Below are 15,953 nucleotides of genomic sequence, written 5' to 3' on the forward strand. Positions count from 1 at the left end.
GGGGCACCTCCATGGGCTCCGCGCGGGCCACCGTCCTGCGGACCGTGGGAACCCGTGAGCGCCGATCCCACCTCACGGCGCCCCGTGTCCCCACCGTCGGCATCGACATCGGCGGCACGAAGGTGATGGCGGGCGTCGTGGACGCCGACGGCAACATCCTGGAGAAGGTCCGCGCCGAGACGCCGGACAAGTCCAAGAGCCCCAAGGTCGTCGAGGACACCATCCTCGAACTGGTCCTGGACCTCTCCGACCGGCACGATGTGCACGCCGTCGGCATCGGCGCGGCCGGCTGGGTCGACGCCGACCGCAACCGCATCCTGTTCGCCCCCCACCTGTCCTGGCGCAACGAGCCGCTGCGCGACCGCCTCGCCGGCCGCCTCGCCGTGCCCGTCCTCGTCGACAACGACGCGAACGCCGCCGCCTGGGCCGAGTGGCGGTTCGGCGCCGGCCGGGGCGAGGACCACCTCGTCATGATCACGCTGGGCACCGGCATCGGCGGCGCGATCCTGGAGGACGGCCAGGTCAAGCGCGGCAAGTTCGGCGTCGCCGGCGAGTTCGGGCACATGCAGGTCGTGCCCGGCGGCCACCGCTGCCCGTGTGGCAACCGCGGCTGCTGGGAGCAGTACAGCTCCGGCAACGCACTGGTCCGCGAGGCCCGCGAACTCGCCGCCGCCGACTCCCCGGTCGCGTACGGGATCATCGAGCACGTCAAGGGCAGCATCGGCGACATCACCGGCCCGATGATCACCGAGCTGGCCCGCGAGGGCGACGCCATGTGCGTCGAACTCCTCCAGGACATCGGCCAGTGGCTCGGCGTCGGCATCGCCAACCTGGCCGCCGCGCTCGACCCCTCCTGCTTCGTCATCGGCGGAGGCGTCAGCGCCGCCGACGACCTGCTCATCGGGCCCGCCCGCGACGCGTTCCGCCGCCACCTCACCGGCCGCGGCTACCGCCCCGAGGCCCGGATCGCCCGCGCCCAGCTCGGCCCCGAGGCCGGCATGGTCGGCGCCGCCGACCTCGCGCGGCTCGTCGCCCGCCGCTTCCGGCGCGCCAAACGCCGCCGCGTGGAGCGCTACGAGCGGTACGAGCGCTACACCGAGTCCCGCCGCTCGACCGGCCAGGAGTCGATGTGACGGCGTCCCTGCCCCGCCAGGCGACCTCCCCGGAAGAGCCCCAGCGGCCCCCCGAGGACCCCCGGCACAAGTTCCGCCGACGCGCCCTGACGCTGCTCATCATCGTGCTGCTCATCGGTGTGCCCGCCGGCTACCTGGTGATCTCCGCCAACCAGAGCCGCGACAGCGGCAAGGACAAGGAGGAGAAGTACTCGGCGACCGGCCTCACCGCCGGCTGGCCCTCCCGCGTCCAGCGCCGCCTCTACCAGGTCCCGATCCCCGGCCGGTCCACCGACGTCGCGTACTACGAGACGAACAACTGGAAGACCAGCCGTCTGTACGTCCAGTTCGGCACCACCGAGGCCGCCCTCGACGCGTTCCTCAAGCAGGTCGGCACCAAGGGGTCCGACCTGAAGAAGGACGACATCACCATCAGCGGGCGCGACCAGAAGATCGTCGGCTGGGAGTTCACCGGACCCGGTCCCTGGTCCGGGCTCGTCCACAAACAGAAGGACCCGGCGCCCACCCACGACATCGTCGTGAACCGCTCCGAGCCCGGGCACCCCATGGTGTACGTCGTCTCACGCACGGTTCCCTGACGGTCCGCCCCCGGTCGGCGGCGCTGCCTGCGCGCGGCCGTGGGAGCCGATTGTCCGACCCCGCCCGTAGAGTCGAAGACGACTGTCGAAGACAACTGACGTGGCAGAGGGCGGGAGGTGGACGGACGGATGCGTGAGGCGATGGACGCTGTGGACACGGTGGGCGCGGTGGACGTGCCGGTGCCGCCCGTGTGGCCGTCCCCGGCCCGGGTCCCCGCGACGCCCGCCGTCCCGGACCGCCCGCCTTCCGGCGAACCGTCCACCGACCCGCCGCCCTCCGTACGCCTCGCCGCCGTCTTCCTCCCGGCACCAGTGCCCCGGGACGGACGGGTCGCGTTCTGGGACCCGGAGGGCGAACCGCCGAGCCGTGCCGGCGCAGGAGCCGAGCCGACCGGGGCCGGTAGCGCGGGGACCGCCCGGGATCGGGGTGAGGTGCCCGGGGCCGGTAGCGCGGGGACCGCCGGTGAGCGGGCCGGGCTGACCGGGAGCCGTACGGCCGGGGCCGCTCGGGAGCAGGGTGAGCTGATCGTCGTACGGCCGCACGGCAGCGGAGTCCGCCGGGTCGCCGTGCCCGTGGTCACCCTCTCCGTCGGGGAGGCCCTGCCCCTGCTCGCCGGGGCGCGGCGGAACCCCGCGGCCCATCCCGCCACCGCCTGCTGGGGCGCGGCCGCGCTGCACGCGTTGCGGCTCGTCGCACGGGGCCGGCTGCTCCCCGGACTCACCCCGGACGGCTTCGACGCCTGGCGGGCCGGTCCGCTCGACCAGGACGACGTCGCCCACCTCCGCGCGATCGCCGCCGCCCTGCCCTACGAGGGGCACGCCGTCCCGCTCCCCGGCAAGGGCCCCCTCCGGCTGCCCGAGCCGGAAGCGCTCGTGCGGTCCTTCCTGGACGCCGTGGCCGACACCCTCCCGCGCACCCCCGCCGCGCCGTACGTCTCCGGCCGGCCCTTCGCGGCCCGCGCGCCCCAGCGGCTGCCCGGCGCCCACGCCTGGGCGGCCGAGGTCGCCGCCGGGATGGACGCGGGCGTACGGATCTCACTGCGCCTGGACCTGTCCGCCTACCAGCTCTTCGACGACGGCGAAGGAGCCCGGCGGGCCGGCGCCGCCGTCGTCCAGGTGCACAGCCTCGCCGACCCCACCCTCGTCATCGACGCGGCGGCCCTGTGGGCGGGGGAGGCCGACGAGGTCTTCGGACCCCGCGCGCGGGTCGACGCCGCCCTCGCCGTCCGCCGCGCCGCCCGCGTCTGGCCCCCGCTGGACCGCCTCGCCGAGCAGGACGTACCGGACGTGCTCGCCCTCTGTGAGGAGGAGCTGTCGGACCTGCTCGGCGTCGCGGCGGCCCGGCTCGGCGCGGCCGGCGTCGCCGTGCACTGGCCCCGTGACCTCGCCCAGGACCTCAGCGCCGCCGCGGTGGTCCGCCCCGCGCCCGGATCGGCGACGGACGGCACCGGCTTCTTCGAGAGCGAGGAACTGCTCCAGTTCCGCTGGCAGCTCGCCCTCGGCGGGGACCCGCTCAGCGAGGCCGAGATGGACGCCCTGGCCGAGGCCCACCGCCCGGTCGTCCGGCTGCGTGACCAGTGGGTGCTCGTGGACCCCGCCCTCGTCCGCAAGGCACGCAAGCGCGAGCTGGGCCTGCTCGATCCCGTCGACGCGCTCTCCGTCGCCCTCACCGGCGCCGCCGAGGTCGACGGCGAGACCGTCGAGGCCGTGCCGGTCGGCGCGCTCGCCACCCTGCGCGACCGCCTCACGGCCGGCCTCACCCCCGTCGAACCGCCCCCCGGCCTCCAGGCCCGCCTGCGGGACTACCAGCTCCGCGGCCTCGCCTGGCTCGACCTGATGACCTCCCTCGGCCTCGGCGGCTGCCTCGCCGACGACATGGGACTCGGCAAGACGATCACCCTCATCGCCCTCCACCTGCGCCGCGCCCGCCGCGAACCGACCCTGGTGATCTGCCCCGCCTCCCTCCTCGGGAACTGGCAGCGGGAGATCACCCGCTTCGCGCCCGGCGTCCCCGTGCGCCGCTTCCACGGCCCCGACCGCACCCTCGACGGCCTCGACGGCGGCTTCGTCCTCACCACCTACGGCACGATGCGCTCCGCCGCCGCCCACCTCGCCGAACAGCCGTGGGGCATGGTCGTCGCGGACGAGGCACAGCACGTCAAGAACCCCTACTCGGCGACCGCGAAGGCCCTGCGGACCATCCCGGCCCCCGCGCGCGTGGCCCTCACCGGCACTCCCGTGGAGAACAACCTCTCCGAGCTGTGGGCCCTGCTCGACTGGACGACCCCCGGCCTGCTCGGCCCCCTCAAGTCCTTCCGCGCCCGCCACGCCCGCGCCGTGGAGAACGGCGAGGACGAGGAGGCCGTGGCCCGGCTGGCGCGGCTGATCCGCCCGTTCCTGCTCCGCCGCAAGAAGTCCGACCCCGGTATCGTCCCCGAGCTGCCGCCCAAGACGGAGACCGACCACCCCGTCCCGCTGACCCGCGAACAGGCCTCCCTCTACGAGGCCGTGGTCCGCGAGTCGCTGCTCGCCATCGAGACCACCGACGGCATCGCCCGCCGGGGACTGGTCCTCAAGCTCCTGACCTCCCTCAAGCAGATCTGCGACCACCCGGCGCTCTACCTGAAGGAGGACGCGACGGCCGCCGCCGGGGGACCCTCCGCCCGTTCCGGCAAACTCGCCCTGCTGGACGAGCTGTTGGACACCCTGCTCGCCGAGGACGGCTCGGCCCTCGTCTTCACGCAGTACGTCGGCATGGCCCGCCTCATCTCCGCCCACCTGGCCGCCCGCGCCGTCCCGGTGGAGCTGCTGCACGGCGGCACCCCGGTCCCGGACCGCGAGCGCATGGTGGACCGCTTCCAGAGCGGCGAGACCCCGATCCTGGTGCTGTCCCTCAAGGCCGCGGGCACCGGCCTGAACCTCACCCGCGCCGGCCATGTCGTCCACTTCGACCGCTGGTGGAACCCCGCGGTCGAGGAGCAGGCCACCGACCGCGCCTACCGCATCGGCCAGACCCAGCCCGTCCAGGTCCACCGCCTGATCACCGAGGGCACGGTGGAGGACCGCATCTCCGAGATGCTCGAAGCCAAGCGCGCCCTCGCCGACGCGATCCTCGGCTCCGGCGAGGCCTCCCTGACCGAGCTGACCGACCGCGAGCTGACCGACCTCGTCTCGCTCCGGAGGCCGACGTGACCGGCACCGAGGGGGAGGAGCGGCACGAGGACACCGCGGCGGGCGAGCCCGCCGCCGGCACGGACCGGCCTCGCCCGGCGACCGGGGACCGCCCCGCCGACGCGGCCCGCCGGGCGCTACGGGCCGCGCGGGTGCCCGACGCGACTGACGCCACTGACACGGCTGAGGCAACTGACGCGACCGAAACGGCCGAGGGCGGTGCGGAATCACGTGGTCCCGCTGCCGGACCGCGCCCCTCGGACGCGGCTCGCGAGGCCCTGCGGCGGGCGACGGAGGCGGCGCGGACCGGGGACGACGGAGACGAGAACGCCGGGAGCGTAGGGGCGGCGGCGGATACGGCAACGGGCGCGCGCCCGGCTGACGTCGCCCGGGAGGCCTTGCGCGCCGCACGGGAGGCGAAGCGGGCCCGAGCGGCGCGAACGGAGGAGAGCGAAGCCCCGACCGTTGCGGGTGCGGCGGGTGCGGCGGGTGCGGCGGGTGCGGGGAGTACGGGCGTCGACGCCAAGCGGGGTGCGGGGAGTACGGGCGTTGGCGCGAAGCGGGGTGCGCGGCACCGGTCCGACAAGGGGGCGGCCCGCGGCACCCGAGGGCGACGGAGTGCGCCTACCGTGACTGACCCCGAAGGCGCCTCCCGTGCGCGGGAGTTGAGGGAGCTGCTCGCCGGCGCCTTCCGGCTCCCCGCCGATGTGTCCGACGCCGGGTCTGAGTCCGGCACCGACGCCGGGACCGAGTCCGGCACCGACGCCGGGACCGAGTCCGGCACCGACGTTGGGACCGGCGCCGGGACCGGCGAGGGCGCGCGCGAACGGCTCCGCCCGGAGGGTGAGCGCGCGGAGACGCGGGCTCGGCCCCACCCCGAGGACGAGGGAGAGGGCGGGACCGGAGAGGCTTGGGTGGCCTCCGGTTCCCTCCCGGAGACGGGCGCCGGTTCCGGCCCTGACCCTCTCGCCGCCCAGCCGCCCGTAACGGGAGACATCCCCAACTCCCTTGCCGCAGAGCCCGGTTACGGCACGCCCACGCCGGCGAACCCCGCTCTCGGTGAGCGGCTGCCGCGTTCCATGGCGTCGCCTGGGCGGGACGGGGAGCTGCGCCGTACGTTCCCGAGGTTTCCCGCGCGGGACACCGGGGGCGGCGCGTTCGCGGAGACGTGGTGGGGCAACGAATGGGTCACCGCGCTGGAGGAAGGGGCCCTGGACGCCGCCCGGTTGGGGCGCGGCCGGACCTACGCCGGGCAGGGGCACGTCGACGCCATCACGGTGACCCCGGGTCTCGTGCTCGCCTATGTGCACGGCAGCAGACCGCGCCCGTACCGGGTCCAGGTCAGGGTGCGGACGCTGGCCGACGCCGACTGGGACCGTTTCCTCGACGCGGCGGCCGAGCGGCCGGGGCACATCGCCGCGTTGCTCGACAAGGAGATGCCGAAGTCGCTGGCGGACTGCGGAGCCGACCTGCTCCCGGGCCCCGGCGAACTCGAACCGCACTGCAGCTGCCCCGACTTCGGACACCCCTGCAAGCACGCCGCCGCCCTCTGCTACCAGACGGCCCGGCTGCTGGACCAGGACCCGTTCGTGCTGCTCCTGCTGCGCGGCCGGGGCGAGCGAGAGCTGCTCGACGAGCTGTCCCGGCGCAACGCCACCCGCGCCGCCCGGGCCTCCCAGGAGCGGGAACCGGCTCCGCTGCCCGGAGTGCGTGCCCGTGACGTCCTCGCCCGGCGCGCGCTGCCACCCCTGCCCGTACCGCTGCCGCCGCCCGCGCATCCCGAGCAGCCGCCGGCGTATCCGGGGGTCCCGGCCGGCCCGGACCCGTTCGCGCTGGACCAGTTGGCGACGGACGCGGCGGCCCGCGCGCACGCCCTGCTCACCGCGGGCCGCGACCCGGTGGCGGGGCTGACGCTCTGGCAGGACGCGGTGCGTATCGCCGCGGCCCGCCCCGGATCGGGCCTCACCGCCGCCACCCGCGCCCTCTACGCCTCGCTCGCCTCGGCGACCGGCCGGACGCCCGCCGATCTCGCCCGCGCGGTGGCCGCCTGGCGGCAGGGCGGGTTCGACGCGCTCGCCGTGCTCGAAGAGCCCTGGGACCCGCCCGCCGGCCGCTTCGACCGCGCGAGACCGCTGCTCCTGGCCGCCGACCTCCCGGCCTTCCGGCCCTGGCGCAACCGTCTGACCCACCCGCGCGGCCACGCCCAACTGCGCCTCGGCCGCAACGGTCTGTGGTACGCCTTCGAGTCGGAGCCGGGCGACGAGGACTGGTGGCCGCGCGGCACCCCCGACCTCGATCCCGTCGGCGCGCTGACGGGCCTCGGGGCAGGGGACGATCTCTGACATCTGCACGGCCCAGGTCAGTGCCGGGGAGCGGTCGCGCGGGTGTGAGCGGGGCGGCCGGCGCTGCGTCGCCGGTGCTGGACGGCGTATGGAGGGTGGTCCCCCTGCGGACACCCCCGCAGGGGGACCACCGCGTCGGCCTGTTGTTCCCGCCGATCCGGGGTAGTCGGGGTAAACGGATTTACCGGGCACCCCGCCCGCGAAGCCGTTCCCCGCAGGGAGGACAGCATGGCCGTTCAGCAGGATGTCGTCACCGTGATCCTCAAGGACCACCGTCGTATGGAGGATCTGCTCCGTCGGATGAGAAGCGTGGAGGCGGACCGCGCGAAGGCGCTCGAACAGTTCTCGGCCCTGCTCATCGCCCATGGCGAGGCCGAGGAGGCCAAGGTCTACGGGGCGCTGAAGCGGTTCAAGAACGTGGACGACGAGGAGGTCGAGCACGGCGCGGAGGAACACGCCGAGGGCAACGAGGCACTGCTGGCCCTCCTGGAGGTGTCGAAGATCGGGTCCGACCTGTGGGACACACGCCTCGAAGAGCTGGTGAAGGCGGTCTCCCACCATCTGGACGAGGAGGAGCGGACCATTCTCAACGACGCCCGCGAGAACGTCCCCGACGAGCGCCGCGAGGAGCTGGGCGCCGCCTTCCTCCAGGAGCGGGAGAAGCACCTGGCGGCCGACTGCGGCAGCGTCGAGTCCGTACGGGCCGTCGTACGAGGCTGAGCCCGGCGCGGACCGACGTCCGCCTGACATCCCGCTCGACGTCTCGCTCGACGTCCGCGCGACACCCCGGTCGGGAAGACGGCGGACGTCCCACGGCCACCCCACTGCTGACAGTCCGTCAGAACATTGACACGGCGCCGCCTTTGTCAGGGGCGACCTGGTGGTGCCACGCTCGGGTCTCCCCCAAAGCGTGCTTCCGCCGGGTCCCGGGCGGGACCGGCGGAAGCACGCGCCCAAGCGCGACAGGAGACACCGTGCCGGGACGCGTCGCTGACGAATCGATCCACTGGAAAGACCCCAAGCGCTACCTGTGGCTGATCGCGCTGGCCGTTCCCACCCTGCCCTTCCAGGCCGGAGCCCTCGTGGAGCTGACCGGTCTGCGCGTCTTCTGGTGGTGGGGGCCCCTCTTCGCCTTCCTCCTCGTGCCCGCGCTGGACAGTGTCCTGGGACGGGACGGCGCCAACCCTCCGGAAGCGGTGATGAAGCGGCTGGAGGCCGACCGCTACTACCGGTGGTGCACCTATCTCTATCTGCCCCTCCAGTTCGGGGCCCTGGTGTGGGCGTGCGCCGTCTGGTCCGGCGGCGGACTGTCCCTCGTCGACGACGTGGGCCTGGCCGCGACCACCGGGGTGGTGGCCGGTGTCGCCATCAACACCGCCCACGAACTCGGGCACAAGCGGGCCCGGTTGGAGCGCGGGCTGAGCCGGCTGGCCCTCGCCCAGAGCTGGTACGGGCACTTCTACGTGGAACACAACCACGGACACCACCTGCGCGTGGCCACACCGGAAGACCCCGCCAGTTCCCGCCTGGGCGAGACCTTCTGGCGGTTCCTGCCCCGGACGGTGGTGGGCAGCGCCCGCTCCGCCTGGCGTATCGAGAGCCGCAGACTGTCCCGGCGCGGGCGCCGGACATGGAGCCCGCACAACGCCATCCTGACCGCGTGGGCGATGTCGGCCGGTCTCTTCGCCGCCCTGACCGCGGTGTTCGGATGGACCGTGCTGCCCTGCCTCCTCCTCCAGGCGGTCCTCGGCTTCTGTCTGCTGGAGTCGGTCAACTACCTTGAGCACTACGGCCTGTTGCGCCGACTCCTGCCGGACGGACGCTACGAACGGGTCGCGCCCCGGCACAGTTGGAACAGCGACAACACGATCAGCAACCTCTTCCTCTTCCAGCTACAGCGTCACTCGGACCACCACGCCAACCCGCTGCGCCGCTACCAGACCCTGCGCCACTTCGACGAGGCGCCCCAACTGCCCTCCGGCTACGCCACGATGATCGTCATCGCCTGGTTCCCGCCGCTGTGGCGGAGGGTGATGGACCCCCGGCTGCTGGCGCATTACGACGGTGACGCGGCGCGGGCCAACCTCCACCCGCCGGCCCACACCCGGCCCCTCACGCGTTCGTGACCAGCACGGCGCACGCGGCACGGGCCACGCGGGCGGGAGAGGCCCCGGCGTCGGGCGAGGGGAGCAGCATATGACTGACCGTCAGCCGGACGATCAGGTCCGTGGCCTCGAGCCGCCGCTTTGCCAGCACCCCGGGCGCGACTTCCGCCAGCCACGCGTCCACCAGTTCCCGGGCCTGCGAGAAGACGGGTTCGGGGCGGCTGGAAAGGAACGGCAGCAGGGCGTCGGTGCCGCCCTGCGCCGCGGCTATCACGGCCCGCACGAACGGGTTGCGGGCGGACTCGGCCAGAGCGTGGGCGACTCCGGCCTCCAGCGCGGCGGCCACGTCATGACGGTGCGCGTCGAGAACCTCGGCCACCCCCAGGAGAAAACGACCGGACTCCCGCTCCACGAGCGCGGCCCCTATCCCCGCCCGGTCACCGAACTCGGCATAGATGGACGGCCGGGAGACCTCGGCCCGCACCGCCAGATCCCCGACGCGCACCCGGTCCCACCCCTCCCGCGCGGCCAGTCGCCACGCCTCCTCCAGGACCCGTTCACGCATCGCCTTGCGCCACGCCACCCTCGGCGGGTCGGGCGGGGGAGGAGTCGGGGCCGGGTGTCGGGTCGGCAGGCGGTCGGGCTGCATACCGAGAGTGTGCGCCATTCCGGCGGGCCCGGGGATCACTCCGGCGCTCGGGAGCGGGTAGAACCCCGTGAGGCGGCCGGACGCGGCCAGGTCGTCCAGGACGTCGAGCGCCGGCAGCGGTCCGCTCGCCATCACGACGGCCACGGCACGGTTGAGTTCGACCGCGGGCGAGGGCGCCACCCGGCCGAGCGCCTCGTGGAGGAGTACGACCCGCTCCCAGTCGGTCTCCCGCACCGAGGCGGCCGTCGCGTGGCAGGCGGCGGTCGCGGCCTGCAGACCGTACGGTCCAAGGCCCCGCCCGACGGCCGCGGCCCGGGGCGCCGCTTGTAAAGCAGTTCGACCCGCGTCGAATCCATCGCGGCGCGTCCACCGCCGGGTGGAGGGTCGGGACATCGCGGAAGCCGCGGCGCGAGTGATCACCGGCCTCGCGCCATCGCGTCCGGCGCCGCGCGAAGAGCCCGAACCGACCGGCAAGAGGAGCGGCTGATGAGAGTCCCACGATCCGCCTGGCTGAGGCGTTACCTCCCCCTGGGGGCGGCCCTGACCGGGCTGCTGACGCTGGGGACCAGCCCGGCCCACGCGGCCGACAAGTGCGTGAACCTCGGCAACGGGCGCCTCTGCGTGGCGATCACACCCGTCAACCAGCAGGGCGCCATCCAGGTGACCTACACCAAGACCGGCGGACCGGCCGTCTACGGCCACCTCGCGTGGCAGGTCCCCGGCGGTGACGACCACGTCTCCCCGGACATCTCCATGACGGCAGGGCACACCTACTACCACACCTGGCCGACGTGGGTGGGGCCCGGCTATGTCGAGGGCGTCATCTGGACGGACCGCTACGGACGCCTCCCGACCGGTTACGTCAAGGTGACCTGACCAGCCGTCAAAGTCCCGGCGGGCGGCGGGCGGCGGGCTGGGAGCAGGAGGCCGGAGCCGCGAGCGGGCCCGGTCAGGGCCGGGCTTCTTCGCCGAGCCAGGCGAACGCGGAGTCCACGAGGTCGCGTTCCAGCTCGCTGCCCTGGGTCGCGAAGGTGCGCTCGACCGGGAACCCGCTCCGGTCGAGGAGGTAGGCGAGGGCGGCGTACTCCGGCGGGTACTTGGCCACCACTCCGGCGTCGATGCCGGTGATCCCGGCGGGGAAGGTGAACGTGGCGAAGTCGTAGACGCTCTTGCGGTCGGCGATGCGCCAGACACCGTCGCGGCGTTCGAGCCGGTCGATGAACCGGTTGTGGCCGTTGCAGCCCAGGGCGAGGCCGCCGTTCTCCACGACGATGACCGCGTTGGTCTCGCTGACGGCTCGGGTGCCGTCGGCGGAGAACGTCACGGCCGGTGCGGTGATGAGGTGCTTGGTGCGCAGGCCGGTGGTGGCCATGCGCGCGGAGGCGTCGACGAAGTCCGACGCCAGGCCCTCGAACCAGGTGATCTCGATCCGGGCCCCCGGGTGGAACAGCTCCCGGAGCCGGTCCCACCGGCCCTGGTCACGGTGGATCCATCCGGTCATGAGGTCGGCGATGTCCTGGCGGTCCTGAAGCTGCGTCGATGTAGGCATATGCCCAGTCTCCGGCGGCTCGATCGATCGGTCCAATTGATAGATTCGATCTATCATTCGCTGAAAACGATCGGAGTCCGTCCGTGGAACTGCGCCACCTGCGGTACTTCGTGGCCGTCGCCGAGGAAAGCCACTTCGGCCGCGCCGCCGCGCGGCTGCACGTGACCCAGTCGACGCTGAGCACCCAGGTCAAGGCCCTGGAGCGGGAGGTGGGAGGCCCGGTCTTCGTCCGCACCAGCCGCCGCGTCGAGCTGACGGAGGCGGGGGAACTGCTTCTTCTGGAGGCGCGGCGGACGCTGGCCCAGGCCGAGCGGGCCCTCGACGTAGCCCGGCAGTCGGTCCGGGGCGAGACCGGCGCGGTGCGGATCGGGTTCTCCGGAATCGCCGTACTGGAGGGCATTCTGCCCGCGGACCTGCGCCGCTTCCACACGGCCCACCCGAGAGTCGAACTCCACGTGGCCGAACTCCCGCCCGCCGCACAGGTGCAGGGCCTCCGCGACGGCACGCTCGACGTCGGATACAGCCCCGACAACGGCCTGGGGGACGTGGACGGCCTGGTGGCGCGGCGCGGCGTACGCACCACCCTGTCGATCGCCGTACGCCCCGATCACCCACTCGCCTCCGCGGCGACGGTCGCCCCGGCGGACCTGGAGGGCGAGAACCTCATCGTGTACGCGGCCGACCCCGACGACCTGAGCGTGCTCGACCGGCTCCGGGCGGGCCACGCCGAACGCCGCGCCGGAGTGCACCTGGTGACCAGCACCCTGGGGGTACTCGCCCTGGCGTCGGCCGGCGTGGGCGTCGCCGTGGTCCCCACGGCGGCCCACCGCATCGCCGTGCCGGACGTCGTCTACCGGCCCCTGCGCGACACGGCGGCCGACGTCCAGGTCGTCACCCTCAGCCGGGCCGACGAACTCGCGGGCCCGGTACGCGCGTTCGTCAGCTCCCTGGACCGGCCCACGCCGATGTGAACCCGGTCCGTGAAGGGGTGGACGGCAACCGGTGAGCCTTCTCGGCGCCGGCAGCATCGTGTTGACCACCGCCGGCATCCAGTGCTTGAGTCCGGGCGTGGACAGCACTTCCGCCAACCGGCGGTTCTGGAACCGGATCAGCGGCGACTACCAGCGCAAGCACGACCCGCGGATCGGGGCGGCGCCCCGGCTGTGGGGCACGTACGCCATCCCCGACGCGCGGCTGCACGCCCTGGGCGACGTCACCGGCAAGCGCGTCCTCGAACTCGGCTGCGGCGCGGGCCAGTGGTCCAGGGCGCTCGCCGCCGAGGGCGCCCGCGTGGTCGGGCTCGACCTGTCCGAAGCCCAACTCGCCGCGGCGGCAGGCGCGATGGGAGCGGCCCGCTATCCGCTGGTGCAAGGCGCCGCCGAACACCTCCCGTTCGCCGCCGCCAGCTTCGACCTGGTCTTCTGCGACTACGGCGGGCTGAGCTGGGCACCCCCGCGCCTGGCCGTCCCGCAGGCCGCACGGGTCCTGCGCAGCGGTGGCCGCCTGGTGTTCAACGTGGCGAGCCCATGGTTCGAGGCCTGCTACGACGAGGCCGCCGGCCGCGCGACCACGACGCTGCACCAGGACTATTTCGGCCTGGACGCCATCGCCGAGGACCAGGACGCGGTCAGCTATCAGCTCACCTACGGCGACTGGATCAAGGTCCTGCGCGGCGCGGGTCTCGTCATCGACGACCTCATCGAACCGCGGCCCGCCCCGGGAACAGCCAACGGGTACAACGAAACAGACCCGCCCGACTGGGCACACCGCTGGCCGGCGGAAATGCTCTGGGCAACCCACAAGCCGTAGGTACCGCGGCCCGAGACGCGACGGAATCCCCATCCCCATCCCCGGCCGGCCTCGCAAGCCCTTGTGCGGGCCGGACGCGATGGGTCGCCGAGGCAGACCTGAAGCTCCGCGAGATGTGTCCGGACGAGCCGCGCCGGATCGCGTCGGATGCCGCTCCGGCTCACTCCGCCCCGGCGCCGGCGCCGGTGACGTTGGCGGTCAGCAGGCGGAGCAGGTGCTTCGCCGTGGCGTCCTGCTCCGGGGTGAGGCCCATGGCGTTGCCGATGGACACGGGGACGGTCCGGGCCTTCTCGCGGAGTTCCGCGCCCGCCGGGGTGAGGGTGACGGCGACGGACCGCTCGTCCTCGGGCCGGCGTCGTCGGTGGATCAGCCCCATCGTCTCCAGGCGCTTGAGCAGGGGAGACAGCGTGCTGGATTCCAGTTGCAGGGACGCGCCCAGCTCGCGTACGGAGACCGAGTCCCGCTCCCACAGCGCCAGCATGACCAAGTACTGCGGATAGGTGAGTCCGAGTTCGTCCAGCAACGGCCGGTAGCGCGTGGTGACCGCTCGCGAGGCCGCGTAGAGCGCGAAACACAACTGGTCCTGGAGCAACAGCGAGCCCTGGTCCTCGGGATGGTTCATGGTGCGGCTCCCTGGCGGTCGGGGCGTAACCCCACGATTCTACCATTTCACGCGCCCGCGATAACTTTGACAGCGATTAAGTTGTGCACGACTTAATCGCGCTGTACTGTTTTCCTCGTGCTCAGGGCGGCTGTCCCGGCCGTCGGCGCACGTGAAGAAGGGGCAACTCATGTCTGAGAACAGCAATCTCCCGGTGCTCGAACCGGCCGCGGCGGCATTCGCGCAGGCCACCGCGAACCCGCCGTACCTCTTCGACCTGGGGCCTGTGGAGGGCCGCAAGGCCGTCGACGAGGTGCAGTCCGGGGAGATCGACAAGCCGCGGATCGTCGAGGAGTGGATCACGGTCGCGGGTGGGCCCACCGGCTCGGTCAGGACCCGCATCGTCAAGCCCGCCGGCGTCGAGGGCACGCTGCCCGTGATCCTCTACCTGCACGGCGCGGGCTGGGTCTTCGGCAACGCCCACACCCACGACCGCCTGGTGCGTGAACTCGCCGTCGGCGCGGGCGCCGCCGTGGTCTTCCCCGAGTACGACCTCTCGCCCGAGGCCCGCTACCCCGTCGCCATCGAGCAGAACTACGCGGTCGCCCAGTGGATCGTCCGCGAGGGCGCGGACAAGGGCCTGGACGCGGGCCGGATCGCGGTGGCCGGCGACTCCGTAGGCGGGAACATGACGATCGCGCTCACCCTGATGGCCAAGGAGCGGGGTGACGTGCCGCTGGTTCAGCAGGTCCTCTTCTATCCGGTCACGGATGCCGCCTTCGACACCGGCTCCTACGACCAGTTCGCCGAGGGCTATTTCCTGCGCCGCGACGCCATGCGGTGGTTCTGGGACCAGTACACGACCGACGAGGAGCAGCGGGCCGAGATCACCGCCTCGCCTCTGCGGGCCTCCGTCGAACAGCTCCAGGGGCTGCCGCCGGCGCTGGTCGTCACCGCTGAGGCGGACGTCCTGCGCGACGAGGGCGAGGCCTACGCCGCCAAGCTCCGGCAGGCCGGTGTGCCCGTCACCGCTGTCCGCTATCAGGGCGTCATCCACGACTTCGTCATGCTCAACGCCCTGCGTGAGACCCAGGGCGCCGAGGCCGCGATCGGCCAGGCCGTCGCCGTGCTGAGCGCCGCCCTCGGCGTCGCGTAACGTCCACCGGTCCGACCCGCTGCCCGGCCGATCCGGTCGGGCAGCAGCCGCGTCCGGCCACGGGTGCCCGCACTCGTTCCTCCGGTGGCCGATGGTGACGGCGTTGTGTACGTGTTGCCGGCCGCTTCGGTCCCCTCGCGCCCCTGCCTGCACTGCCCGTGTCGGCCGGGCCGGTGGGGATGGGGGGCGGAACAGGCGTCACTGCCCGGCCGGCGCCGCCTGCGTCATCGCCGGAGACACGGCGAACAGGGCGTGCACGGCGGCGCGGACCTGGCGGGCCACCACCTCGGGGGAGGAGGCGTCGAGTTTCCCGTCGAGGTGCAGGAACGCCAGACCGTGGACAAGGGCCCAGACCGTGGTCGCCAGGGCGTCCGCCTCGTCCGCTCCGGGGAAGGCGTCCCGGACGATGCCGCTCACGTATTCCGAGATGACCGCGGTCGCGGCGACCCGGTCCGTGTCGGCCGGGTCGCAGGGCTCGGCGAACATGGCCCGGAACAACGCCGGGTGGTCCAGCGCGAACTGCACGTAGACCACGGCCACCGCCGCCAGGTCCTCCGGAGTCGAGGGGGAGGGGTGTGCCGCGGCCAGGTCCGCGGCGAGTTCGCGGTATCCCTGTGCGGCGACCGCCGACACGAGCGCTTCGCGGTCCGTGAAATGGCGGTAGGGGGCGGTGGCCGAGACCCCGGCCCGGCGGGCGACCGCGCGCAGCGACAGCCCGGCGCTCCCGTCCTCCTCCAGCAGTTCCCGCGCGGCACGCAGGCAGGCCGCTCGCAGGTCGCCGTGATGGTAGCTGCCGCCTTGCGACATAGGTCACACTCCCTCATGTTTACGGTGCTTACTTTTTCGCCTAATGTGAATGG

Annotated in this window: 14 protein-coding genes; 10 read left to right on the plus strand and 4 right to left on the minus strand. The window is 73.3% G+C overall.

The annotated features are described in order from the left end of the window. The first annotated feature begins 11 nt into the window (after nt 1–11). The 6 genes from AB0912_RS16290 to AB0912_RS16315 all read left to right on the plus strand — a co-directional run bounded on the left by AB0912_RS16290 (nt 12) and on the right by AB0912_RS16315 (nt 9,350). Nucleotides 12–1,133 (plus strand): ROK family glucokinase, encoded by a 1,122-nt coding sequence (locus tag AB0912_RS16290; protein WP_366700137.1) that lies wholly within the window; start codon nt 12–14, stop codon nt 1,131–1,133. Beyond that, nucleotides 1,130–1,711 (plus strand): sugar kinase, encoded by a 582-nt coding sequence (locus AB0912_RS16295; RefSeq protein ID WP_366700030.1) that lies wholly within the window; start codon nt 1,130–1,132, stop codon nt 1,709–1,711. The genes AB0912_RS16290 and AB0912_RS16295 overlap by 4 nt, the downstream gene beginning before the upstream one ends. A 141-nt stretch (nt 1,712–1,852) precedes the next feature. Continuing rightward, the gene (locus AB0912_RS16300; protein WP_366700033.1) at nt 1,853–4,903 is read left to right on the plus strand and encodes an SNF2-related protein; all 3,051 of its coding nucleotides are present in this window, start codon (nt 1,853–1,855) and stop codon (nt 4,901–4,903) included. 608 nt (nt 4,904–5,511) lie between these two features. Then, nucleotides 5,512–7,224, plus strand: a complete 1,713-nt coding sequence (locus tag AB0912_RS16305) for an SWIM zinc finger family protein (protein ID WP_366700035.1) — start codon at nt 5,512–5,514, stop codon at nt 7,222–7,224. A 228-nt stretch (nt 7,225–7,452) separates the two neighbouring features. Next, on the plus strand, nt 7,453–7,944 hold the full coding sequence (locus AB0912_RS16310) for a hemerythrin domain-containing protein (RefSeq protein WP_366700037.1): 492 nt from the start codon (nt 7,453–7,455) through the stop codon (nt 7,942–7,944). Between the two features lie 254 nt (nt 7,945–8,198). Further along, nucleotides 8,199–9,350 (plus strand): alkane 1-monooxygenase, encoded by a 1,152-nt coding sequence (locus tag AB0912_RS16315; RefSeq protein WP_366700039.1) that lies wholly within the window; start codon nt 8,199–8,201, stop codon nt 9,348–9,350. Here the strand turns inward: AB0912_RS16315 and AB0912_RS16320 are convergent. Next, nucleotides 9,337–10,212, minus strand: a complete 876-nt coding sequence (locus tag AB0912_RS16320; RefSeq protein ID WP_366700041.1) for a TetR family transcriptional regulator — start codon at nt 10,210–10,212, stop codon at nt 9,337–9,339. The genes AB0912_RS16315 and AB0912_RS16320 overlap by 14 nt on opposite strands. Nucleotides 10,213–10,464: 252 nt before the next feature. Between AB0912_RS16320 and AB0912_RS16325 the strand changes: the two genes are divergently transcribed. After that, complete coding sequence (locus AB0912_RS16325; protein WP_366700043.1) at nt 10,465–10,854, plus strand: hypothetical protein; 390 nt, start codon at nt 10,465–10,467, stop codon at nt 10,852–10,854. A 73-nt stretch (nt 10,855–10,927) separates the two neighbouring features. On the opposite strand, the gene AB0912_RS16330 is transcribed toward AB0912_RS16325, so the two are convergent. Beyond that, nucleotides 10,928–11,527, minus strand: a complete 600-nt coding sequence (locus tag AB0912_RS16330) for a nuclear transport factor 2 family protein (RefSeq protein WP_366700045.1) — start codon at nt 11,525–11,527, stop codon at nt 10,928–10,930. An 83-nt stretch (nt 11,528–11,610) separates the two neighbouring features. Between AB0912_RS16330 and AB0912_RS16335 the strand changes: the two genes are divergently transcribed. Both AB0912_RS16335 and AB0912_RS16340 read left to right on the plus strand, forming a co-directional pair. Next, nucleotides 11,611–12,498, plus strand: coding sequence for a LysR substrate-binding domain-containing protein (locus AB0912_RS16335; protein ID WP_366700047.1), 888 nt, complete (start codon nt 11,611–11,613; stop codon nt 12,496–12,498). Nucleotides 12,499–12,595: 97 nt separating this feature from the next. Beyond that, nucleotides 12,596–13,336, plus strand: a complete 741-nt coding sequence (locus AB0912_RS16340) for a methyltransferase domain-containing protein (RefSeq protein ID WP_366700049.1) — start codon at nt 12,596–12,598, stop codon at nt 13,334–13,336. Nucleotides 13,337–13,496: 160 nt separating this feature from the next. Here AB0912_RS16340 and AB0912_RS16345 read toward each other — a convergent pair whose 3' ends face one another. Then, nucleotides 13,497–13,958 carry a MarR family transcriptional regulator gene (locus AB0912_RS16345; RefSeq protein ID WP_366700051.1) on the minus strand — a complete coding sequence of 154 codons (462 nt, stop codon included), beginning with the start codon at nt 13,956–13,958 and terminating at the stop codon, nt 13,497–13,499. Between the two features lie 169 nt (nt 13,959–14,127). On the opposite strand from AB0912_RS16345, the gene AB0912_RS16350 reads away from it, so the two are divergent. Then, a complete protein-coding gene (locus AB0912_RS16350; RefSeq protein ID WP_366700053.1) occupies nt 14,128–15,093 on the plus strand; it encodes an alpha/beta hydrolase in 966 nt (321 codons plus the stop codon). Nucleotides 15,094–15,291: 198 nt separating this feature from the next. Here the strand turns inward: AB0912_RS16350 and AB0912_RS16355 are convergent, their stop codons facing one another. Continuing rightward, a complete protein-coding gene (locus AB0912_RS16355; protein ID WP_366700055.1) occupies nt 15,292–15,900 on the minus strand; it encodes a TetR/AcrR family transcriptional regulator in 609 nt (202 codons plus the stop codon). Nucleotides 15,901–15,953: the final 53 nt, after the last annotated feature.

It is taken from the genome of Streptomyces sp. NPDC007084, assembly GCF_040703595.1.
Taxonomy (GTDB): Bacteria; Actinomycetota; Actinomycetes; order Streptomycetales; family Streptomycetaceae; genus Streptomyces.

Bases quoted from the DNA above. Each gene is read 5' to 3' on its own strand.
- AB0912_RS16290 (WP_366700137.1), top strand. From the start codon at position 12: ATGGGCTCCGCGCGGGCCACCGTCCTGCGGACCGTGGGAACCCGTGAG.
- AB0912_RS16300 (WP_366700033.1), top strand. From the start codon at position 1,853: ATGGACGCTGTGGACACGGTGGGCGCGGTGGACGTGCCGGTGCCGCCC.
- AB0912_RS16310 (WP_366700037.1), top strand. From the start codon at position 7,453: ATGGCCGTTCAGCAGGATGTCGTCACCGTGATCCTCAAGGACCACCGT.
- AB0912_RS16325 (WP_366700043.1), top strand. From the start codon at position 10,465: ATGAGAGTCCCACGATCCGCCTGGCTGAGGCGTTACCTCCCCCTGGGG.
- AB0912_RS16330 (WP_366700045.1), bottom strand. From the start codon at position 11,527: ATGCCTACATCGACGCAGCTTCAGGACCGCCAGGACATCGCCGACCTC.
- AB0912_RS16345 (WP_366700051.1), bottom strand. From the start codon at position 13,958: ATGAACCATCCCGAGGACCAGGGCTCGCTGTTGCTCCAGGACCAGTTG.
- AB0912_RS16350 (WP_366700053.1), top strand. From the start codon at position 14,128: ATGTCTGAGAACAGCAATCTCCCGGTGCTCGAACCGGCCGCGGCGGCA.
- AB0912_RS16355 (WP_366700055.1), bottom strand. From the start codon at position 15,900: ATGTCGCAAGGCGGCAGCTACCATCACGGCGACCTGCGAGCGGCCTGC.